This window comes from Pseudomonas sp. BN607, assembly GCF_029871175.1.
GTDB lineage: Bacteria > Pseudomonadota > Gammaproteobacteria > Pseudomonadales > Pseudomonadaceae > Aquipseudomonas.
This window is the reverse complement of sequence record NZ_SSOE01000064.1, coordinates 1-25,972: the sequence shown is the minus strand read 5'-3', so window position 1 is coordinate 25,972 and position 25,972 is coordinate 1. Positions and strand designations below refer to the sequence as shown.

Genomic DNA, 25,972 nt, shown 5'->3' with positions numbered 1-25,972 from the left:
GCCGTACCTGTGGGAGCGGGTTTACCCGCGAAAGGGCCGGCACAGGCAACTTCACTTGGACAGTTACCGCATCCCTTCCTCCCACAGGGAATAGCTCAATCCTGAGCCCTGCACCGTACCTGTGGGAGCGGGTTTACCCGCGAAAGGGCCGGCACAGGCAACTTCACTTGGACAGGTACCGCATCCCTTCCTCCAGCCCCTGCAAGGTCAGCGGGTACATCTTGTCCTCGATCAGGTCGCGTATCAGATGGGTCGAAGCGGTGTATTCCCAGGCTTGCTTGGGGTACGGGTTGATCCAGATGATCTTCTTGAATTTATCCATGAAGCGCTGCAGCCACACGTAACCGGCCTCTTCGTTCCAGTGCTCCACGCTGCCACCGGGCTGGGTGATTTCGTAGGGGGCCATGGCCGCATCGCCGACGAACACCACTTTGTAGTCGTCGCCGTACTTGTGCAGCAGGTCGAAGGTAGAATAGCGCTCCGAGGTGCGGCGCAGGTTGTTCTTCCACACCGACTCGTACACGCAGTTGTGGAAGTAGTAGTACTCCAGGTGCTTGAACTCGGTCTTGCAGGCCGAGAACAACTCCTCGCAAACCTTGACGTGGGCGTCCATCGAGCCGCCGATGTCGAACAGCAACAGCAGCTTCACCGTATTGCGCCGTTCCGGGCGCATCTGGATGTTCAGCAGCCCGGCGTCACGGGCGGTGTGGTCGATGGTGCCGTCGATGTCCAGCTCTTCGGCGGCGCCTTCACGGGCGAACTTGCGCAGCCGGCGCAGGGCCAGCTTGATGTTGCGCGTGCCCAGCTCGACCTGGTCGTCGAGGTTCTTGTACTCCCGCTGGTCCCACACCTTCACTGCCTTGCCCTGGCGCTTGCCGGCGTCGCCGACGCGGATGCCCTCGGGGTTGAAGCCGCCCGAGCCGAATGGACTGGTGCCGCCAGTGCCAATCCACTTGTTGCCGCCGGCATGGCGTTCCTTTTGCTCCTCGAGGCGTTTCTTGAATTCCTCGATCAGTTTGTCCAGGCCGCCCAGCGACTGGATCTGCGCACGCTCTTCATCGCTGAGCGAGCGCTCGAACTCCTTGCGCAGCCAGTCTTCCGGGATCAGCGCCTCAATGTGCCGGTCGAGGTTTTCCAGGCCCTTGAAGTAGGCAGCGAAGGCCCGGTCGAACTTGTCGAAGTGGCGTTCATCCTTCACCAGGATGGCGCGGGCGAGGTAATAGAATTCGTCCATGTCGGCGAATACCACGCGCTTTTGCAGGGCGTGGTGCAGGTCGAGCAGTTCACGCACCGACACCGGCACTTTGGCCGCGCGCATTTCATTGAACAGGTTGAGCAGCATGGCCCGGCTCCTGTCAGCGGTTGCCGCGCCGGCTCATGAAGGCCAGGCGTTCAAGCAGTTGCACATCCTGCTCGTTCTTTACCAGCGCGCCGGCCAGCGGCGGGATGGCCTTGGTCGGGTCGCGTTCGCGCAGCACCGCTTCACCGATGTTGTCGGCCATCAGCAGCTTGAGCCAGTCGACCAGCTCGGAGGTGGACGGTTTTTTCTTCAGGCCCGGCACTTTGCGCACGTCGAAGAACACGTCCAGCGCCTCGCTGACCAGCGACTGGCTGATGTTCGGGTAGTGCACGTCGACGATCTGCTGCAGGGTGTTGCGGTCCGGGAAGGCGATGTAGTGGAAGAAGCAGCGGCGCAGGAACGCGTCCGGCAGCTCCTTTTCGTTGTTCGAGGTAATGATGATGATCGGGCGCTGCTTCGCCTTGATGGTCTCGTCGATTTCATAGACGTAGAACTCCATCTTGTCGAGTTCCTGCAGCAGGTCGTTGGGGAACTCGATGTCAGCCTTGTCGATTTCATCGATCAGCAGGATGACCCGCTCCTCGGCCTCGAAGGCCTCCCACAGTTTGCCCTTCTTGAGGTAGTTGCGCACATCGTGGACCTTGTCCACGCCCAACTGCGAGTCGCGCAGGCGGCTGACCGCATCGTACTCATAGAGGCCCTGGTGAGCCTTGGTGGTGGACTTGATGTGCCAAGTGATCAGGCGTGCACCGAACGAGGCTGCCAGTTGCTCGGCGAGCATGGTCTTGCCGGTGCCGGGTTCGCCCTTGACCAGCAGTGGGCGTTCGAGGGTGATGGCCGCGTTTACTGCCAGTTTCAGGTCGTCTGTGGCGACGTAGTCGCGGGTGCCTTCGAACTTCATGGGCTTGGTCCTCTGCGGGTTGCCTGCCTTGGCCCTACCGCCGGCCAGCCAGAACGGGCAACACTTGATGGTGATTTGCCAACGACTATAACGCGAGCATGGGCAGCTGCAAACGCAGACCGGGTATTCAGTCCCTGAATGGCCCGTCACGTCCATTCAGTCAGACTTTGGCGCTGGTTGTTCATAGCGCGCATTGAACGCCTGGATAAACCCGTTGCGCAGGATCTGCAAGAACGCCTCGAACGCGCTGATGTTTTGCTTGTGCACGCTGCCACTGAGCTCTACCCGGGTTGCAAACTGGTTTTTCGGCTGGTTCTTCAACACCGTCTCGGTGGCCCCCACCAGTGCTTCCCACACCGAGCGGAAGAAGCCCTTGTCCTTTTCCGCGACGTCCTGCTGCCAGTCGAACACATCCACATCGCGCAGCAGCGGCTTGATGTAGCCGTTCAGTCGGCCGTTCTCCGCCTGGGCCTCGATCACCACGTCGCCATGCCCGGCATTGAAGTCGAATTTGCCGTAGGCGCTGGCGAAGTCGTTGAGCTTGCGCAGTTCGATACCGGTGGCGCGAAGGCGAAACTCGAAATCATCAAAGTCACTGAATGGGTCGAACGTGGCGCGGCTTTCCACCTTGGCGTCGCCTGCTATCAGCGCGGTGCCTTCAAAGCTGGCATCACGCCGGCCTTTCTGGTCGCGGACATTGGTCAGGTTGCGGATACTGGCGTCCAGCCGGGTGGCCTTGAGATCGACTGGCGGGCTGGAATTGAAGTTGCGAAAGGTCAGGGTGCCATTTTCGATGTGCACCTCGTTCAGGGTAATCGGCAGCAGCTTGTCCAGTTGTTGCCGCCAGTCGGTGCCCTGACCGGTTTGCGACGCCTGCTTGCTGCCGCCGTCGACGAAGTTCAGTTCGGGCCGGTCGAAGGTCACTTCGGCCACCACGGCCTGGTCGTAGATCAGCGAATGCCAGCTCACCGAAAGGTCGATCAGCGGTGCATCCAGCAACGGCACCGGCACCTTGCCGCTGGTCTTGACGATCTTCAGCCCGTTGATCTGGTAGGCGCCACGCCACCAGGCCAGGTCCACATCGGCTACCTGGCCACGGTAGTCGCCCATGTCCGCCAGTTTGTCGTTCAGGTAGTCGCGCACCAGGTAGGGCAGGGCCAGGTGCAACGCCACCAGCAGCGCAACCAGGCTGGCCAGGCCGATCAGCGGCCAGCGATAACGGGCTCTCATCGGGGTGTCTCCAAGGCAGGATGTGCGGTTGACCGCAATGCGCCCGGCTGAGTTCTAACAGGCTTTACGGGCCATCGGCCCGGGCTTACCCTTGAGGTCTTTCCCTGCTTGTTTTCATGCCAAGGACCCCTGCCATGAGCCGTATCTTTGCAGACAATGCCCACTCCATCGGCAATACGCCGCTGGTGCAGATCAACCGTATCGCCCCGCGCGGGGTAACCATCCTGGCCAAGATCGAAGGGCGCAACCCGGGCTATTCGGTCAAGTGCCGCATTGGCGCGAACATGGTGTGGGATGCCGAGAGCAGCGGCAAGCTCAAGCCGGGCATGACCATCGTCGAGCCGACCTCGGGCAACACCGGCATCGGCCTGGCGTTCGTCGCCGCCGCCCGTGGCTACAAGCTGATGCTCACCATGCCTGCCTCGATGAGCCTGGAGCGGCGCAAGGTGCTGAAGGCGCTGGGCGCCGAGCTGGTGCTGACCGACCCGGCCAAAGGCATGAAGGGCGCCATCGAGAAAGCCAACGAAATCGTCGCCTCCGACCCGGCCCAGTACTTCTTGCCTGGCCAGTTCGAAAACCCGGCCAACCCGGCCATTCACGAAAAGACCACTGGCCCGGAAATCTGGAACGACACCGACGGCGCGGTCGACGTGCTGGTGGCAGGCGTGGGTACCGGTGGCACCATCACCGGCGTATCGCGCTATATCAAGCATACCCAAGGCAAGGCGATCACTTCGGTCGCGGTAGAGCCGGTAGCCTCGCCGCTGATTACCCAGACCCTTGCCGGTGAAGAGCTCAAGCCCAGCCCGCACAAGATCCAGGGCATCGGTGCTGGCTTCGTGCCGCAAAACCTCGACCTGTCGATCGTCGACCAGGTGGTAACGGTAACCGACGAAGAATCCAAGGCCATGGCCATCCGCCTGATGCAGGAAGAGGGCATCCTCTGCGGCATTTCCTGTGGCGCAGCAATGGCTGCGGCCGTTCGCCTGGCGGAAAAGCCGGAAATGCAGGGTAAGACCATCGTCGTAATCCTGCCGGATTCCGGCGAGCGCTACCTGTCCAGCATGTTGTTCAGCGACCTGTTCAGCGAGCAGGAAAACCAGCAGTAATCGGCCTTGCCGCTGACGCCGCGCAATGTTCGGCGGCCAGGTTTATTGCAAAATCTTCATGAATGCGATCCCGCCCGGGCTGTTTTTACCTCGGCGGGATCGGTTTATGATGGCAGGATGATTTTCCGGAGAGCAGGCCGCGCAGCCCTGGCTCTTCTCCAAGGAGTGAAAGCATGACCTTTTCCTTTGCAGCCAAGGCGGGTGTCTTGCTGGTGTTTTTCGGCAGTGTGCTGTTCGTGCACCTGCGCGGCAAGGCTCGCCTGCCGGTGTTGCGCCAGTTCGTCAACCATTCGGCGCTGTTTGCCCCGTATAACGCCTTGATGTACCTGTTCTCCGGCGTGCCGTCCAAGCCTTACCTGGACCGGCAGCGTTTCCCCGAGCTGGATGTGCTGAAGGACAACTGGCAGGAAATCCGCGAGGAGGCCATGCGTCTGTTCGACGAGGGCTACATTCGCGCTGCCGAAAAAGACAACGACGCCGGTTTCGGTTCGTTCTTCAAAAAGGGCTGGAAGCGCTTTTACCTGAAATGGTACGACAAGCCCCTGCCTTCGGCCGAAACCCTGTGCCCGCGTACTGTCGAACTGGTCAGCAGTATCCCCAACGTCAAGGGTGCGATGTTCGCCCTGCTGCCCGGCGGTAGCCATCTCAACCCGCACCGCGACCCCTTTGCCGGTTCGCTGCGCTACCACCTGGGGCTGTCCACCCCGAACTCCGACGCCTGCCGCATCTACGTCGATGGTGAGCAGTACGCCTGGCGTGACGGCGAAGACGTGATGTTCGACGAAACCTATGTGCACTGGGTCAAGAACGAGACCGATGTCACCCGGGTGATCCTGTTCTGCGACATCGAACGCCCGCTGAGCAGCCCGCTGATGACCCGTATCAACCGCAAGGTCAGCGCCTTCCTGGGCCGCGCTACCGCGCCGCAGAACACCGATGACGAGCGTGTGGGCGGGATCAACCAGGCGTATGCCTGGAGCAAGCGCTTCAGCAACAAGATCAGCACCCACGTGAAGCAGTTCAAGCGCGCCAACCCCAAGGCCTACCGCGTACTGCGGCCCGTGCTGGCGGTGGTGGTGGCTTACCTGCTTTACCGCTGGTTGTTCTAAGGCAGGCCTGGGCGCTTCGCGGGTAGACCCGCTCCCACCAGGACCGCGCCAACTTTGCACCCTGCGCGGTCCCCGTGGCGGCGGGCTTGCCCGCGAAGGGGCCGGATCAGGCTGTTGCCCAACCCTCGATTCACCGCTATATTCCAGAACACCTACCTTCTTCGAAGACCGACCCGATCATGCCAGCCAAACCTTCCACCACACGCTTTGCCATCGCGCCAGTCGCGGGCATGGTCGTGCGTGGCAGCCAGCAGCCGGTCATGATCAGTCACTACCCACCACCTGTCAGTGGCGTTGTAGGCGGCGTAGCTCCGCCGCTTTGCTTGGTCGTGCTGGGCTGAGCGGCTTCTTGCCGCAGCCTTTCGCACACGCAACCTACTGAACACGGTCGGCGCCTTCCTCCGCTGAAGCGCACGCTGGCCGTCTGGCTTCTTCGCCTTATACCAGGTGGCAATACATGTCTGTTTTCAACAAAGCATCCATGGCCTCGGCGGCCACTACCAGCCTGTTCGTACTGCTGTGGAGCAGCGGCGCGATCGTCTCCAAGCTGGGCCTGGCGCATGCCAGCCCGTTCGCATTCCTGTTGTTGCGCTCGGCCCTGGCCCTGGCTGGCCTGCTGCTGATCGGGCCGTTACTGGGGTTGCGCTGGCCGCGCAGTCGCGGGGCCATCCTGCGCGCCCTGGGAACCGGCTGTGTGCTGCTGGGCGCTTACCAGATCTTCTACCTGTTAGCGCTCAACACCCATGTCACCCCCGGCGTAATGGCCACGGTCATGGGCGTGCAACCGATCCTTACCGTGGTACTGATGGAGCGCCAGCGTTCCTGGAGCCGGTTGTTCGGCTTGGGCCTGGGGCTTGGCGGACTGGTGATGGTGGTCTACCAAGGCATCAACCTGGGTGGGGTATCGCTGCTCGGCATGCTGTTCGCACTGTTGGCGCTGGCCAGCATGACCTTTGGCTCGATCCTGCAGAAGCGCATTACCGACAACCCAATGGGTACGCTGCCATTGCAGTACATCGCCGGCTTCGCCCTGTGCGCGGTGTTCGCACCGCTGCAACCGCTGCACGTGGAGTGGACCGGCGGCTTCGTCGGCGCGCTGTTGTGGATGGGGCTGGTGGTGTCGCTGCTGGCGACCCTGTTGCTGTATCGGTTGATCGCCAAGGGCAACCTGGTCAACGTCACCAGCTTGTTCTACCTGGTGCCGGCGGTGACTGCGGTGATGGACTTGCTGATCTTCGGTAACCGACTGGCGCCGCTGAGCCTGCTGGGCATGGGGCTGATCGTGATCGGCCTGCTGTTCGTGTTCCGCAAGCCGGCGGCGCGGCTGGCCGAGGCGTAACGCCTAGCGGAATTCTTCGGGGATGGTGTGGCGCAACACGCCTTCCTCGAAGTCCAGGGTGCCGGCTTCGCGCTGGGTCAGCAGGTAGTAGAGCAGGGTGTCGAGGGCGAGCGCTGGCGGGACTTCGACGGCCAGCATTCTCACGGCCGGTTCGGCCTGGCACGGGCAGCCGAACTCTTCGATGGCCGTGCGTACCTGTTCCAGTTCGGCGGCGGTCTTCACCCGAACGCGAAACACCGAAGCGCCACCGCTCTGTTGCAGGGCAGCGAACCAGGATTGCTCACCGTCCTCGGTGGTGTCGATGATGTCGCCGGGAGCGATACCGTAGGTGTAAAAGGGCAGGCTATCGACCTGGAAGCCCGTTGCGGTGCGTTTTGCCCACAGGCCTTCGACCGAGGCCGGCGGGTAGCCGTGGGCGTCCTGCTCAAGGCGCCAGAGCACGATCTTGTAGTCGGAGGGCATGAGGTGACAGGTGAGTTGAATGGGGGCTTATCCTAAAGCCGTTTTGTCGCCCTGTCTGCGATATTCTTGAACCCGCACTGTTCGGCATACGCAGGGCTGTTGCAGAAGCCGCCTTGCGTCGCGAAAGGGGCGCAAAGCGCCCCCAGCGATTCAGAAGTAATAGCCGATGTTGATGTTGGTCCGGTAATACCAGTCATTGCTGCCCACCGAGCTGGTGCTGGTCCACCCAGTGCCGTTCTCCGCCCCACCAAACGGGTTGGCATTGCGCGCCCAGGTCAGGTCGACCCAGGCCATGACCGGCATTGCCAGGAACTGCATGCCCACGGTGAACATCTGTGAATCATCCCAGTCGTGCTTGTCCTTCATCATTCGGCTGTAGTCGGTGTACAGCTTGACCTTCTTGAGCCGCCCCAAGCCCGGCGTGTACACGTCATAACCGACGTTGAGCGCGGCAATGGTCGCCTTCGACGCGATCAGGTAGGCCGGGGTCAGGCCGTTGCCGCCCATCAGCACCGCGTCGTCGCTGACACCCGCCGGGTTACGCGGATCGTACGCGTAGCGGATGGCCTGGCCGGTGACCGTCCAGTTGCCGCGGTTGACCAGTGCATGCACACCTGCTGCCCAGTAGTCGCCATCGTCATGGGTGGTGGCGTTATACAGTTCGGCAGTGGCCAGCGACGCGCCGAGTTCGGTCTTCCAGCCGTCGCCGTTGAAGGTGCGGGCGATGCGGGCATTGACCTGGTTGCGCTTTTCGTTGTCCTGGCGCGACTGGGTGATGGCCACGGCATTGTCGTCCAGGTCGCTGAAGCGGCCGACTTCAGGCGAGTAGCGGATGCCCGTTGGCAGCATGCGTGGGAAGTAACCCAGCTGCAGGTCCCAGGCACTGTCCTTGTAGCTGTATTTCACCCCCGTACCTGCGCTGACGCCGTAGCCCATGAAGAACGGGATGTGGTAGCTCCAGCCGAACTGTGGGTAGGGCTCAAGACCGAAGGGCTTGAAAGGTGCGCCCAGTTGCAGGTTGGACTCGGGGTTGATGCGGTAGCCGACGAAGCCGCGGTCGATGGCATGCTTGCCGTCGTCCTGGAACCAGTAGCCGACATCACTGAACAGCCGGCGGTGGCTGGCCTGAACATCGAGGCGGAAGGTGTCGAAGAGGAAGCGGCCATTGTTCTCCGTGGTGTCCCAGTGCTCGTCGCGATAGTTCACGCGCAGGGCGCCGCCGATGTCGAGGCTGCTCTGGCCGTCGTCGCTGCGCCAGGCGATATGCGGGAACGGCTTGCGTGTGCTGGGCGGCTGATCGGGTGCCGCCGGGCCGGGTTCGGAGGCCAGGGTAGAGCTGGTGGTGACGAGCAGACCAAGGGTGATCAGGTATCTGTTCATGTTGTGCCCTGCAAGGTGGGAGCAGCTTTCGCAGGCAGCAGCAGGCCCTCACCGCCTTGAGGGGTGTTTTGAGGGATGGCTGGAAGCGAGAACTGAGGGTGGTGTTATCGTTCTGGTTTTGCGGTTGTCTGCACTGGCCCCTTCGCGGGCAAGCCCGCGAAGAACCCATCATTGTTTCAGAGGTCGAGCACCAGGCGCCGGCTCTTGCAGCCCGACACACAGACCATCATTGACCCATTGGCCGCACGTTCGGCCTTGCTCAGCACGCCGTCGCGGTGGTCGATATCGCCTTCCAGTACCCGTGTCTCGCACGAGCCACACACGCCTTCACGGCAGCTATGGTCGATATCGCAACCGGCCTCGAGCAACACGTCCAGCAGGTTCAGGCCAGGTTCCACACTCAGCGTCTTGCCACTTTTGCTCAATTCGACGCTGTAGTGGTCCAGGGCATCTGCAGCCGCTGCCACTTCCACGGCGGTAAAGCGCTCGATATGCGCGTTTGCATACCCCAGCTGCTCGCACACTGCCTCGAACGCGTCGAGCATTGGCGTGGGCCCGCAGCAGTAGAGGTGCGTGTCGGGGCTGCGCCCTGCCAGGTAGTGAGCCAGGTCCGGCAAGCTGCCTTTCTCGTCGTTGAAGTGGTACACCACCTTCGCCCCCAGTTCCGCCAGCGGTTCAAGCAATGCTGCCTCACGCCGCGAGCGGGCACAGTAGATCAACTCGGCCGAGCGCCCGGATGCCAGCAGCTGGCGGAACATGCAGTAGATCGGTGTGATGCCGATGCCGCCGGCCACCAACACACTGTGGCTGGCGCGGGTGTCGAGGGCGAAGTTGTTGCGCGGCTGGGAGATGATCAGCTGCGTGCCCACGCGCAGTTGCTCGTGCACGTAGCGCGAGCCGCCGCGGCTGCTGCGGTCGCGCAGAATGCCGACCACGTAGCGGCCTTGGTCGCTGGGCGAATTGAGCAGCGAATAGCTGCGCACCAGGCCGTTTGGCAGGTGCAGGTCGATGTGCGCGCCAGCCTCGAACGGGGCGAACACCGTGTCGCCCCAGGGCCGCAGCTCGACGCTGATGATACCGTCGGCCTCATGGCGCAGGGTATGTACCAGCGCGCTGACTGTGGATGCGTTGGACATCGCTCACCTCACGGCAGTTGTCGGGTTTCGATCAGGGCCAGCTGTTCCTTGGCCTTGCCTTTCAGGTAGCGGCGCAGACGCACCACGCCGAGGTCATGCTGGTACAGGTTCTCGCGCTGGTTGGCATCAGGCTCCATGAATTCCAGCAGCACTCGGTCCTGCTCCAGCACCGCCCAGTGGCGTGCTTCCAGGCGGTTCTTGTAGAGGAAGCGCCAGGTATCGCGTAGCCAGCCGCTCAGCGGCCGTGCCCGCCAGTGGAATACCGCCGACAGTGCGCGGCTGCTCGGCGTGTAGCTGCCGATGATGGTGAAGTTGCCGCCCGGCCCGCCGGTTTTCGGGTAGGGGATTTCCAGGCGCAGCCAGTGGCAGCCGTTGTCGAGGAACTCGGTCCAGTCGAAGTTGACCCCGCGCTGGCCTTCCTTCTCGAAGACAAAGCCTTGCTCGGTGTCGCGGGTGACGAACCTAGCGGTGGCCTCGCCCTCGCTCATCGAGTGCGACATTTTGTGCAGGTAGGTGCCGTGCATCGGGTCCATGACGTTGTCGAGTACATAGCGGTAGTCGCCTTTCCACTCGGTGTAGCAAAGGAAGCTGCTCCATTCGGGCGAGGTCAGCTGCTCGGGCAGCACCAGTTCAGGCGGTGTGTCCAGGTGAGGGTCGGTGGCGTTGAACAGGAAGATCGCCCCGGCCGCCTCGCGGGTGTGGAACATTCGCGTCGGCCGGCTGCCTTCAAGCTTGCAGCCCGGGCTGCCGGGCACCTTGGTGACGGTGCCGTCGCAGCGTACTTCGACGCCGTGGTAAGGGCACTGCAGGCGGTCGCCCAGTACCGGGCCCTGGGACAGCGGTGCACCGCGGTGCGGGCAGTGGTCCTCGAGGGCGTGTACGTGGCCATCGTTGTCGCGCCACAGGGCGATCTTGTAGCCCAGACGGCGGATCGACCTTGGCCGTTCGCCAAGCAGCTCCGACGGCAGGACCGGGAACCAGAGGTCTTTCAGGCCATTGGCCAGATGGTGTTCAACAGGGTCGACGGTTACATGCATGTTCATCTTGTTCTGCCTCCAGCGGGTCACTCGCCCAGCCGTGCCATCAGGGTTTTGAATGCGTCTTCGGTCCATTCGCCGCTGGTCAGCGGGCAGGGCGGGCCGGCCAGGTTAAGGTGGGCGAGCAGTTCGCCCAGCTGGCTCACGCCGTTGCCGTAGGCGCGCTCGATGGAGTCGCCGAGCAGGTCCTCGAACGGCGTGTTGGGGCGCTTGCGCGCCTGGTGGGGTTGCAGGTAAAGCTCGGTGCTGCTCATGGAGTGGCCCTCAATCGTTCTTCGGTTTGTCGGTGAGGAATTTGCCTTGCGGCGCTTCAGCGTGCTGCTGGCGCCGGGTGTTGCCGTCGATGCCGCCAGCGATCGCCCACTCGGCGAACACCGTCGGCCCCGGTTCGAATTCGCGGGGTTGCCAGTCGGCGGTCAGCTGGTCCTCGTCGGCGTAGTACTCCACCAGGGCGCCTGCCGGATTCTTGAAGTACCAGAAGAACGCCGACGACACCGGGTGGCGGCCCGGGCCGATCTCGGTAGCCCAGCCACAACGCGAGATATGCATGCCGCCGCCAAACACTTCGTGCAGGTCGCGCACGGTGAACGCCACGTGGTTGAGCCCGGCGCGCGGGGCCGGCAGCTGCAGCATGAACAGGTCGTGGTGGCCGCCTTCCTCGGCCGTGCGCAGGAAGGCCCCGCGATTCGGGTAGCGGTCCGAGGCCTGGAAGCCGAAGCGCTCGTGGTAGAAGGCTTCGCAGGCGTTGACGTCGGTGACGAAGAACACCACGTGGCCGACTTCGATTGGCGTGGCGCGCTCGTAGACCGGCGCCGGCTTGTTGATGCGGCCCTTGGTCTGCCAGGTGTTGTGGCCGCTGCATTCCAGCTCCAGCGGGCGCTTGCGGGTCACCTGCAGGCGGATCGCCAGGCCGTTGGGGTCGGTGCAGCCGATACGGCCATTGCCTTCGACGAAACCCGGGTCGTTGGCGATGCGCTGGCTGTACAGGGCAAGGTCGGCTTGGCTTTCCACGCCCCAGACCACTTCGCGTACGGTCGAGCCCGGCTCGATGGCCGGCGGCAGGCCGGGTTTGTCAGTCCTTGCCAGGACCACGCGGCAGCCATTGAGGGTTTCGAAGACGATTTCATCGTCAGCAGCACTGACCTGAATCAGGCCCCAGTCGCTGAAGAAACGGGCGCTGGTGGCCAGGTCCTCCACGCCGTAGGTGACTTCGTCGATGCCCAATACGCTCATTGCCCTGCCTCCACGCCGGCCCAGGCCAGCGGCTGTTCGTTCATGCCCCAGTAGAGGCTTTTCTGTTCCATGTACTGCAGGATGCCCAGGCGGCCTTTCTCGCGGCCCAGGCCGCTGTCACGCCAGCCGCCGAAGGGTGTCGAGATGGAAAACTGCTTGTAGGTATTGATCCACACCGTACCGGCCTGCAGCTTGCGCCCTAGTGCCCAGGCGCGCTTGTAGTCGCGGCTCCAGATGCCAGCGGCCAAGGCATAGAGGCTGTCGTTTGCCTGTTCGACCAGCGCTTGCTCGTCATCGAAAGGCATGGCCACCAGCACCGGCCCGAAGATTTCTTCCTGGCACACCTGCTGCTGGTTGCCCAGGCCCTCGAGAATGGTCGGCGGGTAGAAGAACCCCTGATCGAACAGGCCGCCGGCCGGGCGTTGGCCACCCAGGCGCAGGCGGCCCCCTTCGGCCAGGCCGAGGGCCACGTAACGCTCCACCGACTCGCGGTGCGCGGCGCTGATCAGCGGGCCCATCTGCGTGCGCTCGTCGGCTGGGTCGCCCATGCGCAGCTGCGCGGCGGCGGCGGTCAGGCGGGCCATGAACGGCTCGTACAAGGGGCGGGCGACGAAAAGCCGGGATCCGGCGATGCAGGCTTCGCCCGAGGAACTGAAGATGCCGTAGAGCACCCCGGCTACCGCGTGGTCGAGGTCGGCGTCATCCAGCACGATGGTCGGCGATTTGCCGCCCAGCTCCAGTGACACCGGCATCATCTTGTCGGCGGCGATGTGAGCAATGTGCTTGCCGGTGCTGGTGCCGCCGGTGAACGACACGCGCTTGACCAGTGGGTGGCGGGTCAGCGCGTCGCCGAGCAGCGAACCCTTGCCCGGCAGCACGCTGATCAGCCCCTTGGGCAGGCCGGCGTCGTCACAGATGCGCGCCAGTTGCAGGGCCAGCAGCGGGGTGATTTCCGCCGGTTTGATCACCACGGCATTACCCGCAGCCAAGGCAGGGGCGACTTTCTGCGCTTCGCTGGCGATCGGCGAGTTCCACGGCGTGATCGCCGCGACCACGCCCATCGGCTCGTACACACTCATGCTGACAAAATCGCCACGTGACGGGGTGATGGTTTCTTCCAGGGTTTCGCAGGCAGCAGCGAAGAACTGGAAGGTACCGGCGGCGCTGGCGACCAGCGCGCGGGTCTCTGCGATCGGCTTGCCGTTGTCCTGGCGTTGCAGCTGCGCCAGCTCCTCGGCGCGCTCGCGGATCAGCCCAGCGATGCGGTACAGGACTGCAGCGCGTTCGTGGGGTTTGCGCTGCGCCCAGCCGCTGTGCAGGAAGGCCTTGTGCGCGCCCTGCACGGCGGCCTCGACGTCGTCCAGGCTGGCAGCATTCAGCCAGGCTACCGGCTCACCCGTGGCCGGGTAGCAGGTGGCGTAGCGCGTGCCGCCGCCCAGGCGCCAGGTGCCGGCGATGCACACCGGTAAGGTTTGTTCCAGAGTCATGGCGATCTCCTAGATGGAAATGGCATGGGCATGGTTGCCCAGTGCGCGGACCACGCTGTAGACGGTCAGCGCCGAGGTTTTCGGGTTGGCCTGCAACGGCTTGCCGCGCAAGCTGATTTCGAAGCCGCCGAAGGTCCCGCGGGCCTTGACCTGGTGCACGTTATCTTCGCTGTGCGGGTCGGCGACCAGGGTCACCCAGGTGCGGTCCAGGCCAAGCCCGGCCAGTGACAGGGTGGCTGCGACGTTGGCGTTCTTCGGGTACAAGCGGGCGGCTTCTCGCGCACTGCCCTGGAAGATCACCGTAGCCTCGCGCAGGCTGTCGAGGGCGCAGGCCTGCTCTGCCGGGGTGTCCTTCCAGGCCCGGGCCGGCTTGCGCCCGGTGTACTCCACGCTGTCCAGACCGCCGACTCTGGCAGCCGACAGCGCATCAATGGCACCGATGGCGCCGGGCAGCAGCTCGATGCGCGTGTCGCCGCGCGCCGCTGCCGCTTCCAGGCGCTCGACCAGGCCCGCCTCGGACAACGCACCGACCGAGACCACCAGGCATGGGATGCCACGCTCCAGCGCCGGTAGCACGTGCTGTTCGACGGCGCGGTGACCGGCGCACTCCAGCAGCAGGTCGGGGCGGGCGTCCGCCGCCAGCCCGGTCAGCACCTGCGGCGGCCGGCGCAGGCGGGCCAGGCGCTGCCTGACCAGCGCTTCGGAGCCGGGCGAGGCGATGACCGTGTCTACCTGCATGTGTTGGTCATGCTCCAGCAGTTCCAGCACGGCCACGCCGATGGCGCCACAGCCGATCATGGTGATATGCAGCATGGGCGGGTCCTCAGGCGGCGGTGGCTTTCTGCGAGCGGGTTTCGCTGTTAGGCGGGCCGGCGAAGCGGGTGGCGAATGGGCCGACACTGAGCATGTCGACTTCCAGCAGGAACGGCCCATCGCTGCCCAGCGCGCCGTCGAGCACTGCGCCGAAATCCTTGAGGTCGCGTACCAGGCCGTGTTTCAGTCCCAGGGACTCGGCGAGCTTGGCGTAGTCGGGCGTGTGCAGCTCGACGTAGGCATGGCGGGCGCCGTAGATGGCGTCCTGGATATTGCGGATCACCCCGTAGCGCTGGTCGTTCATCAGCAGAATCACTACGTTGGCTTTTTCCTGCACCAGGGTTGCCAGCTCGCCCAGGTTGAGGATGAAGCCACCGTCGCCGGCCAGGGCGAACACTTTGCGCCCCGGTGCGGTCTCGGCGGCGGCGATGGCGGCGCCGATGCCCATGGCCAGGCCTTGGCCGATGCCGCCACCCAGGGCATGCACGCCGGCTTGCGGGTGGTAGAGATTGAGCAGGCGGTTGCCCCAGATGCTGTTGGACAGGGTCACGTCGCGTACCCAGGTGAAGTTGCGCCCGGTCTGCGCCTGCAACTGCTCGACCATGGCCGAGTAAGGGCCGAGGTCAGCCACCAGCTGCTTGCGCGACTCAGCGCGCACGGCCTTCAGTTCGGCCATGAACGCCGGGTCGATGTTCAGGCGGCCCTGCAGGCGGTCGGCCAGGCCCTCCAGGGCCAGCGCGGCGTCACCGCAGATGAACAGGTCGCTGGGGTAGCTGCGGCCTTCGATGGCCGGGTTGGCGTCGATGCGCAGGGTGGTGCGTGGCAGTTTCAGGGCGTACTTGAAGGTTTCGTTGCTGCGCAGGCGCGAGCCGGCGACCACCAGTGCGTCACAGGTCTGCATGAAACCTTCGACCAGCTTGTTCTGCGAGAACGCGCCCAGGCAGCGTTCGTCGTCTTCGTTGACCACGCCACGGCCCTGGGTCGAGGTGATCACTCCGACGCCCATGTCCAGCAGGCGCTTGACCTGCACACCGGCATGCCGGGCGCCGCCGCCTAGCCAGAGCAGGGGCCGGGTGGCGCTGGCCAGGCGTTCGGCGACCAGGTCCAGGGCTTCCGGGGCCGGTGCGGCGACCGGGATCGGCAGTGGCGACAGGTCGCCGGGCATCGGGATCAATGCTGACTGGATGTCGATCGGGATCTCCACACTGACCGGTCCGGTGGGCGCAGTGAGGGCAGTCTGCACGGCCAGCTTGAGGGTGCTCAGTGCGGTTTCCACGCTGCGCACGCGGAACGCCGCCTTGGACACCGCCTTGAGCATGGTCAGCTGGTCGCGGGCTTCGTGGATGTAAGCCAGTTCCTGGTCCAGGTAGGGGGTTTCGATCTGCCCGGTGATATGCAGCAGCGGGGTGCCGGCCGTGAGCGCCTCGACCATGGCCCCGGCGGCGTTGCCTGCGGCGGTACCGGTGGAGGTCAGGCACACGCCCAGGCCGCCGACGCTGCGGGCATAGGCATCGGCCATGTTGGTGGCACCGGCTTCGCCACGGGCCATCACGAAACGAATGTTGCCACGCACGGCAAAGGCGTCGAGGATCGGCATGTTGTGGATCGAGATTACGCCGAACGCGGCCTTGACCTCGCACTGTTCGAGGAACGCGGTGATCACGGCACCGACGGTGACGGTGTTTTCGTTACGCATGGCGGGACAAGCCTCCAGAAACATCGATATGACTGCCAGTGGTGTAGGACGACAATGGCGAAGCGAGGAACAGGATGGCCTGGGCGGCTTCCTTGGGCAGGCCCAGGCGGCCCAGCGGGATCTGCTTGCGACGGGCCAGGTGGGCGGTCCATTGCGCCCAGTCCAGCGCACGCTCGTCACGGGCCTCGAAGCGCCGCCGCCACTGCCCGGACTCGACCAGGCCGATGAGGATGCCGTTGACCCGGATACCCTGTTCGGCGAATTCGAAAGCCATCGAGCGCACCAGGTTCTTCAGCCCGGCGCGAGCCGCCGAGGTGGCCACCATGTGGGGTTCGGGCTGGCTGGCCAGCAACGAGTTGACGCATACGATCGATGCACCGGGCTGGCCTTGCAGCTGAGCTGTGAAGGCACGCACCGGGTTGATGACCGAGAAGAACTTGAGCTGCAGCTCTTCGGTCCAGGCGGCATCGCTGGTATCGGCGAAGGTCGAGACGCGGCCTTGGCCGGCGTTGTTGATCAGCACCTGTGCCGGGCCCAGTGCGTCCTGGCTGGCGGCGGCGAAGGCCTGAACGGCTTCGGCGTCGAGCACGTCGCACACCTGGGCTAGCAACTGGGCCTGCGGAAAGCGCTGGCGCAGGCTGGCTTCGGTACTGCGCAGGCGGTCCTCGCTACGGCCGCAGAAAGCCACGCGGGCGCCGGCGTCGAGCAGTAGCTCGACGCAGGCAAGGCCGATGCCGGACGAGCCGCCGGTAACAATGGCGGTACTGTCGTGCAGTTGGTAGAGGTTCATGTTCAGTCCCTCATCAGCGCGGTGACCTGGCCTGCGCCCGGTCGGTAGTTGAGCAGCCGCGACAGCTCGTCGGCGCTGCCGCGCACCTGGCCCAGCAGGCTGTCGAAGTTGATGTGGCCCACCTGTGCCGTGGGAATGGTCAGGCCCAGCGCGGCAGCTACCCGGCCACTGGCATCGCGCACTGGCGAGGCCAGGGTGGAGATGGTCGATTCGAAGAAGCCCTCGCCGTGCACATAGCCGCGCAGACGGTCGGCCTGGACCAGGTCGAACAGCTCCATTACCGTTTTCGGCGTGCTCGGGGAATGCCGTTCGAGATGTTCCTCGGGGTATAGATCGCGCAGTTCGGCCAGGCTCAGGTCGGCCAGCAACACGCGCCCCAGCACTGTGGCGTGGGCCGGCAGGCGGGTGCCGACGGTAACCGCGCTGGAGAACACCGAGGGTGGCGAGACCTTGGCCACATACACGATCGAACGGCCATCGCGCACCACCAGGTTGCTGGGGTAATTGAGGTGGTCGCACAGCCGCGCCAGAATGGGTTGGCCCAGTTCGGTCAGCTCCAGCGAGGCCAGGTATTCGAAGCCCAGGCGCAATACCGACATGCCCAGGCGGTACTCGTTGCCGCTGCGTGTGACGAACCCCATGGCTTCCAGGGTGCTCAGCAGGCGGAAGATGGTCGAGCGCGGCAGGGCCAGGCGGCGGGCCAGCTCGGGGGCGGTCAGGGTGCGGTTCTGCCGGCTGAATTCACACAGCAGCAACAGGCCACGCTCAAGGCCCGGGACGGTGTAGCGGTCCTGATTGTCCTTCATGGCATCCGTATCGTTCATTGCACGCTACCTGTGAAAGAGGTGTCCAGTGCCCAGGCCAGGCGCCCGGTCACCGTTTCGGGTTGTTCGATGGCGCAGGCATGGCCTGCGCCGTTGATCAGGTGGAACGGCGCGGCGAGGGCCTGGGCAAGTGCCCGGCAGTCGTCGGCGGGGGTGATGCTGTCGGCGCTGCCGCAGTGCACCTGGCATGGCACATGCTGCTCGCGGTAACGCAGCAGGTCGTCGCCGCACAGCAGTTCGATGGCCTGGCGATAACCTGTCGGGTTGAGCCGCGCCATGTTCCACTGCACCCACGCCACGGCGCTGGCCCTGGCAGTGGCTGATACCAACCGGGCGCTGCGCGCTTCGGCGAGCTGGGCGATGCCCAGCGTGGCCAGGTCGTGCAGGCGCTTGTCGCGCACCGCCTGCCCTTGCTCAGGCCGGGCGCCGTAGCCGCGGGCCGGGCTCAACAGCACCAGTTCGCTGACCCGCGCTGGGTGGCGCTGGGCAAAGGCCGCGGCGATCATTGCACCGAGCGAATGGCCGACCAGCACGCAGCGTTCGACGGCCAGCGCGTCGAGCAGGTCGGCCAGGCGTGTGGCGTAATCGCTGGCCCGTGGCCTGGCCATCGGCAATGGCGCGGACTGGCCATAGCCGGGGGCATCCCATGCGATCACTCGGGCTTGGGGGCACAGGCCGAGGGCCACCTGCAGCCAGCTCGCCGCGCCCGAGCCGATGCCATGCAGCAGCACGATCGCATCGCCCTGGCCGGCCTCGCGGAGCGCCTGCAGGCCATCGCCCAGTTGCAGCAGGCGTTCGCCGAACTGGTGCTGGAGCTGGCTGACGTAGGTGTCGGTGAGCGCTGGCATGGGCTTAACCGCGCTTGATCGAGGCCAGCGGGTGAGCTGGCGGGTAAGTGGGGGTGACCGGTTTCTTTGCGCCGAGCATCACGCACATCAGCGCGTCTTCGTCGCCGATGTTGATCTCTTCGCGGTACACCCCTGGTGGCACGGAAATCAGGTCGCGGTCGGTAAGGATGGTCTCGAAGCGTTCGCCGTCCTTCTCGATCACCACCTTCAACTTGCCGCGCAGCACAAAGAACACTTCCTCGACGTCGGTATGCAGATGGGGCGGCCCCTCGTGGCCGGCCGGGATGACCATGGTCGAGAAGGTGAAGTGCTCGGACGGGATGGTGTTCATGTCGCTGCCGACGCCGGTACCGCCGGTGCCCACGTAGCGCATCTGCGCGCGGCGGAACTTGGGGTCGTAGTCGGCCTGGAACTTCAGCGCGTCCCAGTCGTAGCGGCGGGTTTCATAGCGGGCGATGCGGGTTTGCATCCACGCGGCCAGGTCGCTGCCTGCCGGTTGTTCCCAGGTCTTCGGCGCTTGCTGTGGTACGGAAAGATCGTTCATGGCGGTCTCCTTTGCTCAGGGCATGACGAACCCGCCGTTGACCGGCAGGGTTTGTCCAGTAATGAAGCGCGACAGGTCAGACAGGGCGAACAGTACGGCCCCACTGACGTCGTCAGGCAGTTGTGGGCGCTGGATGGCCCGTTGGTCGACGTAAAGGCGGTGGCGGGCTTCCGGCACGTAGGCAGTGGCTTCGACCTGTACCAAGCCTGGGGCGATGGCGTTGATGGTGATGCGGTCGCCGCCCAGCTCGCGTGCCAGGCTGCGGGTCATGGCGATCAGTGCGCCCTTGCTGGCCACATAGGCCAGCAGGTTCGGCGCGCCCCACAGCGGGGTGTCCGAGGCGAGGTTGACGATCGCCCCGCGGCCGCTTGCGCGCAATGCTGGCAGGGCGGCACGGGTCATCAGCCAGGTACCGCGCACGTTCACCTGCATCACTTGGTCCCAGGTCTCGATGTCCAATTCTTCGCAGCTTTTGCCGCCTGAGTTGGTGATCGAGGCGTTGTTCACCAGGCCATCGAGGCCGCCCAGGCGTTCGACGCTGCGTTCGATGCAGCGGGTGATCGAGGCCGGGTCGGCGAGGTCGAGGCTGACCCCGCTGACGTCCAGGCCTTGAGCGCTCAGCTCGCAGGCGGCCTGTTGCACGCGGCCGGCGAGGATATCGGCGATCACCACCCTGGCACCGGCCTGGGCAATGGCCTGGGCGAAGGCGAAGCCCAGGCCGCGGGCACCACCGGTGACCAGCACGCGGCGGCCTTCGAGGAGGTTGTGATAGGTCATCAGGAAGTACTCAGCATGGCTTTTGGGAGGTAGTGCAGCACGCGTTTCTCGGCCCAGACCACGGCGCCGTAGGCCAGCACGCCGATCAGGGTGAGCATGACGATGGCCACGAACACACCGGCGGTATTGCCCTGGCCTTCGGCGTCCACCAGCAGGAAGCCCAGGCCCTGGTTGCCACCGACCAGTTCACCGACGGTGACGCCGATCACCGCCAGGGTCGAGGCGATGCGCAGGCCGGAGAACAGCGCAGCCATGGCCGAGGGAAACTCCACCAGGCGGAAGATCTGCCAGCGGCTGGCGTTCATGGTGCGCACCAGGTTGATCATGTCCGGGTCCACGGTGCGGATGGCCGAGAGCACGTTGATCATCACCGGGAAGAACACGATGAGGATGGCGATGAGGATCTTCGGGTAGATGGTGTAACCCAGCCACATCACGAACAGCGGGGCGAACGCCACCTTGGGGGCGATCTGCAGGGCCAGGATGTACGGCGAGAGCATGGCCTCGGCCGACGGCGACAGGCCCAGCGCGACACCGATCGACACGCCGAGCAGTGCGCCGAGGGCGAAGCCAACGATGATTTCGAACGCGGTGATCAAGGTGTGCTCGAGCAAGCTGCTGCCCTGCCACATCAGCGCACTCTCTTCGACCACGCGGCTGAGCGGTGGCATGACGAACTCGGGCATGCCCAGCAGGCGCGGGCCCCATTGCCAGAGCAACAGGAACAACAACAGCAGGGCAAAGCTGCCGAGCACGGAGGTGTTGAGGTTTTTCATCAGGGGTTACCTTGGTTGCCGGGGCTTCACTTGGCTGCGGTCTGGGTGTCGATGAACTGGTTGCTGTAGAGCTCGTCGAGTGGCGACTCGCGGGGCACGATGCCTTCGCTGACGTAGAACCTGCGCACGCTGTCGAGGCGCGCCGGGTCGATGCGCCCGGGCACCGGCTGGCCGGCGTAGACGTATTGCACGTACAGGCGCAGGGTCTTTTCCAGCGACGCTTGCTTGCCGGCATAGGCCGGTACCGCTCGGGCGAAAGTGGCGGCGGCGGCCTTGGGGTCATCGATGATGTCCTGCAAGCCACGCAAGGTGGCCTGGACCACGCCACGTACCACCTGGGGGTGGTGTTCGATGGCGTCGTCCGACGCGAGGATCGCCTGGGCCATGCTCTCGAACACCTGTTCGCGTGGGATCAGCTGGTAATTGAGCCCTGCGTCTTCGGCGTTGATTACCCAGTCGGGCACGCCGGCCATGGCTTCGGCCTTGTTAGCCGAGAACAGCTGCCACACACCTGATGGGCCAGCGGCCTGGATGTCGACATCGTCCTTGCCTAGCCCGGCCTTGCGCAGCGAGGCGAGCAGGGCGTAGTAGGTGGTGTCGGAGTACGACATCACGGTCAGGGTCTTGCCCTTGAGGTCCTTGATGCTGTGAATGTTGGCGCTGGCGTTGGTGGCGATCATGGTCACTCCGCCACCCCCGAGCACGGCCACGGTACGCACCGGGATGCCGTTGGGGCGGACGATGATCGGCGTGTCGCCGATGGCGCCGCCGACCAGCGCGTTGCCGGCGCCGATCTGCTTGGCCACGTCGACGCCACCCTTGGCAGCAACGAAGCTCAGGTCGAGGTCCTGGGCCTGGTAGTAGCCCTTTTCCTTGGCGATGATCCACGGCGCGAAGGCCGGCAGGCTCGGAGGTGCCGGTAGCAGGTAGGTAACCTTGGTCGGCTCGGCCTGGGCCTGTAGTGCGAGGGCCATGCCGAGCGCGGCGAGGACCAGGCGTTTGAAGGGTGTATTGAACATGCTGACTCCCGTGGGGTAGTGAACGTCGATCAATGCAGTTCGTGGTCGGCACCGACCTGCAACAGGTCCATCAGGCGCCCGGCCAGCGGGCCGATTTCCGGTAGCTTGCGGCGCTCGAGGGGGTTGTCGCGGTGGGGCAGGTCGATCTCGATTTCCTCGATGATCGTGCCGGGGCGCGGGCTCATGACCAGCAATCGGTCGGACAGAGCGATGGCCTCGACCAGGTCATGGGTGATGAACAGCGCGGTCTTCTTTTCTTCGAAGAGCATGCGTGCCAGGTCTTGCTGGAGAATCATCTTGGTCTGCGCATCAAGCGCCGAGAACGGTTCGTCGAGGAACAGCACCTGCGGGTCGATGGCCAGGGTGCGCGCCAGGGCAGCACGCTGGCGCATGCCACCGGAAAGCTGGAACGGGTAGTGGTCGGCGAAACCTTGCAGGTGGCAACGGCCGAGCAGATCTTCGGCGATGACCTTGCGTTGGCCGGCCGGCATGCCCTGGATCTCCAAGCCCAGTTCGACGTTGCGGCGGATGCTGCGCCAGGGCATCAGCAGGTCCTTCTGCAACATGAAGGCGACCTTGGGCACCGGCCCCAAGACCGGTTCGCCGCTGACCAGCACTTCGCCCTCGCTGGGGCGATACAGGCCCGAACCCATGTTGAGGATGGTGCTTTTGCCGCAGCCGGACGGGCCGATGATCGACACCACCTCACCACGGCGGATCTGGAAGTTGACACCGCGGATGGCGAACGGTGCCTCACTCTGGCCTTTGGCCGTGAAGGCTTTGCCGACGTTGCGAAACTCGATTTCAGTGGGCGCCTGTGCATCGCAAAGGCGGGGCGTATTCCACTGTGGGGTGATTGCGTACATCTCTTTCACAGCCATGGGATCAACTCGCTGGTCTGTTTTATAGGTGATACGCCGTTTAGTGCATGAACAATGCCAGTTAAATGATTTCCTTCATTTAAATAAAAAATCGTTATTTATTAATTGGTTGGATTTTCTTGAGCAAAGTCGCCGTGTTTTATATATAAAACACGGTTTATTATATGGCACGGAAATGCCCATTCACGGCGCAACTTGTTCGGCGATGCAAGGGAACGGGGCAATTTCTGGTAACGCTGGCAGGGGGGCGGTTTCACAGGTGAAACCGCCCGGGTAGTCGTTCAGGGGCGGGCGGGCTTGAGCACCATCCACAGCGCCAGACCGATCAGCAGGCCGCCATACAGGTGCGCCATCGACAGAGGCTCGTCCAGCAGCCAGGCGCCCCAGAGCACGCCGAAAGCGGGAATCAGGAAGGTAACGGTACTGGCCTTGACGGGGCCGATCTCGGCCAGCAGGCGGAAGTACAGAATGTAGGCGAAGGCAGTGCACAGCAGGCCCAGGCCCAGCAGTGACAGCCATACCTGCCAGCCGCCCCAGCTCGCCGGTGGCTGGGTCAGGGCGCTCCAGGTGAACAGCGGGCTCATCATCAAGGTAGCACCGAGCATGCTCCCCAACGCCGACAGGCGGCTGTCCAGGCCGCTGATCCAGCGCCGCGCGAGGAAGCCGGCAAACCCGTAACAGGTCGTGGCGGCAAGGCAGGCGAGGGCGCCTTGCACCAGGGCCATGTCCAGCGCCACCGGGCCGGCGCCGCTGAGGATGCCGACGCCGAACAAACCGAGGAAGATGCCGCCGAGCTTGGGCAGGGTCATGGCCTCACGGAAGAACAGGGCGCCGATCAGTACGCCCATCAGCGGGGTGGTGGCGTTGAAAATGGCTGAATAGCCGGCGGGCAGCACTTGTGCGGCCACCGAATAGAAGGTCGCCGGGATCCCTGAGTTGATCATGCCCAGCACCAGGCAGGCGCCGAGCTTGCCGTCGAAGTGCCAGCGCACCCGGGTGGCGGCGAGGATCACGATCAGGCCCAGGCAGGCAATGGAAACGCGGAAGAACGCGGTGGGGATGGTGCCCAGTTCCGGGGCGATGATGCGCATGAACAGGAAACTCGCCCCCCAGACGGCGGCCAAGGTCAGCAGGCGGGCTAGGGCGATGGGGCTCACAACGGTCTCCGGAGGCAGGGCAGGGGCGCGAGTGTACGCCAGGGGGCGGGGGGATTCTTGTGCTTTCTTGCGGTGTAAACCTGCTGGGTCCCAATCGCCGGCATATCCACTGGGGGAGGCTAAGCTCTCTATCTCACCTTGCACCGAGGCGCCCGCCATGCCCCAACCCTGGCCCGCTGTCGAAATCGCCCGGACCATCCTGGCCGGCTTCGACGACTACCGCGACCATTTCCAACGCATCACCCTCGGGGCACGTCAGCGCTTCGAGCAGGCGCAGTGGCAGGCTATCCAGCAGGCCGCCGCCGCGCGCATCAATCTGTATGAAGAAAAGGTCGCTGAGGTCAACGGCTGGCTGCGTCATGCCTTTGCCGCAGCAGTACTACTGGACGTGGAACAGTGGCCGCTGGTGAAAAATGCCTACATCCACCTGATCGACCCGCGGCTGGACGACGAGTTGGCCGAGACCTGGTACAACTCGCTGTTCTGCAGCCTGTTCAGCCACGACCTGATCAGCGACGGCTGCATGTTCATCCACACCACCCGGCCGTCCATGCGCGGCCGCGAGCGTGCTGCGCAAACCCGCACCTACACGCTTGCTGGCGGCCTGCAGGGCATGTTGCGGGCTATCTTCGCGGATTACCCGTTCGATGTACCTTACGGTGACCTGGACGGCGACCTGGCCCGCCTGGAAGAGCAGCTGCGCGAATGCCTGCCCGACTGGGTGTGCAAGGACCCGACCCTGGCCGTGGAGCTGTTCGTGCCGGTGCTGTACCGCAACAAGGGCGCCTACCTGGTCGGTCGCCTGTACAACAGCGACGAGCAGTGGCCTTTGGTAATTCCTTTGTTGCACCGTGAGGGCCACGGCATCGAGGCCGATGCGTTGATTACCGACGAGGCGGAGGTGTCGATCATTTTCTCGTTTACCCGCTCGTACTTCATGGCAGATGTGCCGGTGCCGGCGGAATTCGTCAACTTCCTCAAGCGCATTTTGCCGGGCAAGCACATTGCCGAGCTGTATACCTCGATCGGTTTTTACAAGCAGGGCAAGTCGGAGTTCTACCGCGCCCTGATCAATCACCTGGCCAGCAGTGACGACCGCTTCGTCATGGCGCCCGGGGTGCGTGGCATGGTCATGAGCGTGTTCACGTTGCCGGGCTTCAATACCGTGTTCAAGATCATCAAGGACCGCTTTGCGCCGTCGAAGACGGTTGACCGTGCCACGGTGATCGACAAGTACCGGCTGGTGAAAAGCGTCGACCGGGTGGGGCGGATGGCGGATACCCAGGAGTTTGCCGATTTTCGCTTTCCGCGCAGCAAGTTCGAGCCGGAGTGCCTGGCCGAGTTGCTGGAGGTGGCGCCGTCGACGGTGGCGGTGGAGGGCGACACGGTGCTGATCCGCCACTGCTGGACCGAACGGCGCATGACCCCGTTGAACCTGTACCTGGAGCAGGCGAGCGAGGGCCAGGTGCTGGAGGCTCTGGAGGATTACGGCCTGGCCATCAAGCAGCTGGCGGCGGCAAACATCTTCCCCGGTGACATGCTGTTGAAGAATTTTGGTGTTACCCGCCATGGCCGAGTGGTGTTCTATGACTATGACGAGATCAGTTTCCTGACCGAAGTGAACTTCCGCCACATTCCACCGCCGCGTTACCCGGAGGACGAAATGTCGGGCGAGCCGTGGTATTCGATCGGGCCGCATGACGTGTTCCCCGAGGAGTTTCCGCCATTCCTGTTTGCTGATATCGGCCAGCGGCGGTTGTTCAGCCGGTTGCACGGGGAGTTGTATGACGCCGACTACTGGAAGGGCCTGCAGGCGGCAATACGCGAGGGGAAAGTAATCGATGTGTTCCCCTATCGGCGCAAGGGGCGGTGAATCTGCTTGATCAGTGAAGCCTGTGCATGAATCGTGGGAGATTGCACAGCCCCTTGGGCTGCGCGGTCACGCAGAGAACACCGGTCATTGTGGGGTTGTGCCGCGAAGGGGGCCGTGCGGTGCATGGCACCGGCTCCGCCGGTGTTCGCGGGTAAACCCGCTCCCACAGGGGATCGCGCTAGATTCTAGAAATTGAGCAAGCCAGTTGATTCCCCAGGTACTGCATCAGCCTCAAGCCTGCGGGGGTACCT

At 64.2% G+C, this 25,972-nt stretch carries 26 protein-coding genes; 5 read left to right on the top strand and 21 right to left on the bottom strand.

Features of this window, described 5'->3' with window-relative positions; translation table 11 throughout:
- Nucleotides 1-163 precede the first annotated feature (163 nt).
- The 3 genes from E8E68_RS21070 to E8E68_RS21060 all read right to left on the bottom strand — a co-directional run bounded on the left by E8E68_RS21070 (nucleotide 164) and on the right by E8E68_RS21060 (nucleotide 3,431).
- The gene (locus tag E8E68_RS21070) at nucleotides 164-1,342 is read right to left on the bottom strand and encodes a VWA domain-containing protein (RefSeq protein ID WP_280344404.1); all 1,179 of its coding nucleotides are present in this window, start codon (nucleotides 1,340-1,342) and stop codon (nucleotides 164-166) included.
- Between the two features lie 13 nt (nucleotides 1,343-1,355).
- Nucleotides 1,356-2,201, bottom strand: coding sequence for a MoxR family ATPase (locus E8E68_RS21065; protein WP_110743839.1), 846 nt, complete (start codon nucleotides 2,199-2,201; stop codon nucleotides 1,356-1,358).
- A 156-nt stretch (nucleotides 2,202-2,357) separates the two neighbouring features.
- Complete coding sequence (locus E8E68_RS21060) at nucleotides 2,358-3,431, bottom strand: DUF748 domain-containing protein (protein WP_280344401.1); 1,074 nt, start codon at nucleotides 3,429-3,431, stop codon at nucleotides 2,358-2,360.
- Between the two features lie 134 nt (nucleotides 3,432-3,565).
- On the opposite strand from E8E68_RS21060, the gene cysK reads away from it, so the two are divergent.
- The 4 genes from cysK (at nucleotide 3,566) to E8E68_RS21040 (ending at nucleotide 6,988) form a co-directional block, all read left to right on the top strand.
- The gene (gene cysK / locus E8E68_RS21055) at nucleotides 3,566-4,540 is read left to right on the top strand and encodes a cysteine synthase A (RefSeq protein WP_110743739.1); all 975 of its coding nucleotides are present in this window, start codon (nucleotides 3,566-3,568) and stop codon (nucleotides 4,538-4,540) included.
- Between the two features lie 173 nt (nucleotides 4,541-4,713).
- Nucleotides 4,714-5,649, top strand: coding sequence for an aspartyl/asparaginyl beta-hydroxylase domain-containing protein (locus tag E8E68_RS21050; protein WP_110743738.1), 936 nt, complete (start codon nucleotides 4,714-4,716; stop codon nucleotides 5,647-5,649).
- 179 nt (nucleotides 5,650-5,828) lie between these two features.
- Nucleotides 5,829-5,990, top strand: coding sequence for a hypothetical protein (locus tag E8E68_RS21045; protein ID WP_280344397.1), 162 nt, complete (start codon nucleotides 5,829-5,831; stop codon nucleotides 5,988-5,990).
- A 116-nt stretch (nucleotides 5,991-6,106) separates the two neighbouring features.
- A complete protein-coding gene (locus E8E68_RS21040; protein ID WP_280344395.1) occupies nucleotides 6,107-6,988 on the top strand; it encodes a DMT family transporter in 882 nt (293 codons plus the stop codon).
- Between the two features lie 3 nt (nucleotides 6,989-6,991).
- Here the strand turns inward: E8E68_RS21040 and E8E68_RS21035 are convergent, their stop codons facing one another.
- The 18 genes from E8E68_RS21035 to E8E68_RS20950 form a co-directional block, all read right to left on the bottom strand.
- Nucleotides 6,992-7,450, bottom strand: a complete 459-nt coding sequence (locus tag E8E68_RS21035) for a DUF4265 domain-containing protein (protein ID WP_266031579.1) — start codon at nucleotides 7,448-7,450, stop codon at nucleotides 6,992-6,994.
- A 150-nt stretch (nucleotides 7,451-7,600) separates the two neighbouring features.
- Nucleotides 7,601-8,830 carry a hypothetical protein gene (locus tag E8E68_RS21030; RefSeq protein WP_280344391.1) on the bottom strand — a complete coding sequence of 410 codons (1,230 nt, stop codon included), beginning with the start codon at nucleotides 8,828-8,830 and terminating at the stop codon, nucleotides 7,601-7,603.
- A 176-nt stretch (nucleotides 8,831-9,006) separates the two neighbouring features.
- Nucleotides 9,007-9,966 (bottom strand): PDR/VanB family oxidoreductase, encoded by a 960-nt coding sequence (locus tag E8E68_RS21025; protein ID WP_280344388.1) that lies wholly within the window; start codon nucleotides 9,964-9,966, stop codon nucleotides 9,007-9,009.
- Between the two features lie 8 nt (nucleotides 9,967-9,974).
- Nucleotides 9,975-11,009, bottom strand: coding sequence for an aromatic ring-hydroxylating dioxygenase subunit alpha (locus tag E8E68_RS21020; RefSeq protein ID WP_266031574.1), 1,035 nt, complete (start codon nucleotides 11,007-11,009; stop codon nucleotides 9,975-9,977).
- Nucleotides 11,010-11,029: 20 nt separating this feature from the next.
- Nucleotides 11,030-11,257 carry a recombinase-like helix-turn-helix domain-containing protein gene (locus E8E68_RS21015; protein ID WP_266031572.1) on the bottom strand — a complete coding sequence of 76 codons (228 nt, stop codon included), beginning with the start codon at nucleotides 11,255-11,257 and terminating at the stop codon, nucleotides 11,030-11,032.
- 10 nt (nucleotides 11,258-11,267) lie between these two features.
- Nucleotides 11,268-12,236 (bottom strand): VOC family protein, encoded by a 969-nt coding sequence (locus E8E68_RS21010; protein WP_266031570.1) that lies wholly within the window; start codon nucleotides 12,234-12,236, stop codon nucleotides 11,268-11,270.
- Nucleotides 12,233-13,723 (bottom strand): aldehyde dehydrogenase, encoded by a 1,491-nt coding sequence (locus tag E8E68_RS21005; RefSeq protein ID WP_266031568.1) that lies wholly within the window; start codon nucleotides 13,721-13,723, stop codon nucleotides 12,233-12,235. The genes E8E68_RS21010 and E8E68_RS21005 overlap by 4 nt, the downstream gene beginning before the upstream one ends.
- A 9-nt stretch (nucleotides 13,724-13,732) precedes the next feature.
- Nucleotides 13,733-14,536 carry an aspartate dehydrogenase gene (locus E8E68_RS21000; protein ID WP_280344381.1) on the bottom strand — a complete coding sequence of 268 codons (804 nt, stop codon included), beginning with the start codon at nucleotides 14,534-14,536 and terminating at the stop codon, nucleotides 13,733-13,735.
- Between the two features lie 10 nt (nucleotides 14,537-14,546).
- Nucleotides 14,547-16,232 carry a thiamine pyrophosphate-binding protein gene (locus E8E68_RS20995; RefSeq protein ID WP_266031564.1) on the bottom strand — a complete coding sequence of 562 codons (1,686 nt, stop codon included), beginning with the start codon at nucleotides 16,230-16,232 and terminating at the stop codon, nucleotides 14,547-14,549.
- Nucleotides 16,225-17,022, bottom strand: a complete 798-nt coding sequence (locus tag E8E68_RS20990; RefSeq protein WP_266031562.1) for an SDR family oxidoreductase — start codon at nucleotides 17,020-17,022, stop codon at nucleotides 16,225-16,227. The genes E8E68_RS20995 and E8E68_RS20990 overlap by 8 nt, the downstream gene beginning before the upstream one ends.
- A 2-nt stretch (nucleotides 17,023-17,024) precedes the next feature.
- The gene (locus E8E68_RS20985) at nucleotides 17,025-17,846 is read right to left on the bottom strand and encodes an IclR family transcriptional regulator (protein WP_266031560.1); all 822 of its coding nucleotides are present in this window, start codon (nucleotides 17,844-17,846) and stop codon (nucleotides 17,025-17,027) included.
- Complete coding sequence (locus E8E68_RS20980; RefSeq protein ID WP_280344376.1) at nucleotides 17,843-18,694, bottom strand: alpha/beta fold hydrolase; 852 nt, start codon at nucleotides 18,692-18,694, stop codon at nucleotides 17,843-17,845. The genes E8E68_RS20985 and E8E68_RS20980 overlap by 4 nt, the downstream gene beginning before the upstream one ends.
- 4 nt (nucleotides 18,695-18,698) lie before the next feature.
- Nucleotides 18,699-19,238, bottom strand: a complete 540-nt coding sequence (locus E8E68_RS20975) for a cupin domain-containing protein (RefSeq protein WP_266031556.1) — start codon at nucleotides 19,236-19,238, stop codon at nucleotides 18,699-18,701.
- 15 nt (nucleotides 19,239-19,253) lie between these two features.
- Entirely contained in the window at nucleotides 19,254-20,015 is a 762-nt protein-coding gene (locus E8E68_RS20970) for an SDR family oxidoreductase (RefSeq protein ID WP_266031554.1), read from the bottom strand.
- Complete coding sequence (locus E8E68_RS20965) at nucleotides 20,015-20,791, bottom strand: ABC transporter permease (RefSeq protein ID WP_266031552.1); 777 nt, start codon at nucleotides 20,789-20,791, stop codon at nucleotides 20,015-20,017. Before E8E68_RS20965 ends, E8E68_RS20970 begins: the two co-directional genes overlap by 1 nt.
- Before the next feature lie 26 nt (nucleotides 20,792-20,817).
- Nucleotides 20,818-21,810 (bottom strand): ABC transporter substrate-binding protein, encoded by a 993-nt coding sequence (locus tag E8E68_RS20960; protein WP_266031551.1) that lies wholly within the window; start codon nucleotides 21,808-21,810, stop codon nucleotides 20,818-20,820.
- Between the two features lie 29 nt (nucleotides 21,811-21,839).
- Nucleotides 21,840-22,676 carry an ABC transporter ATP-binding protein gene (locus E8E68_RS20955; protein WP_280344619.1) on the bottom strand — a complete coding sequence of 279 codons (837 nt, stop codon included), beginning with the start codon at nucleotides 22,674-22,676 and terminating at the stop codon, nucleotides 21,840-21,842.
- 296 nt (nucleotides 22,677-22,972) lie between these two features.
- The gene (locus tag E8E68_RS20950; protein ID WP_280344367.1) at nucleotides 22,973-23,848 is read right to left on the bottom strand and encodes a DMT family transporter; all 876 of its coding nucleotides are present in this window, start codon (nucleotides 23,846-23,848) and stop codon (nucleotides 22,973-22,975) included.
- A 157-nt stretch (nucleotides 23,849-24,005) separates the two neighbouring features.
- Here E8E68_RS20950 and aceK point away from each other — a divergent pair, with 157 nt between their 5' ends.
- A complete protein-coding gene (gene aceK / locus E8E68_RS20945) occupies nucleotides 24,006-25,721 on the top strand; it encodes a bifunctional isocitrate dehydrogenase kinase/phosphatase (RefSeq protein ID WP_266031547.1) in 1,716 nt (571 codons plus the stop codon).
- Nucleotides 25,722-25,972: the final 251 nt, after the last annotated feature.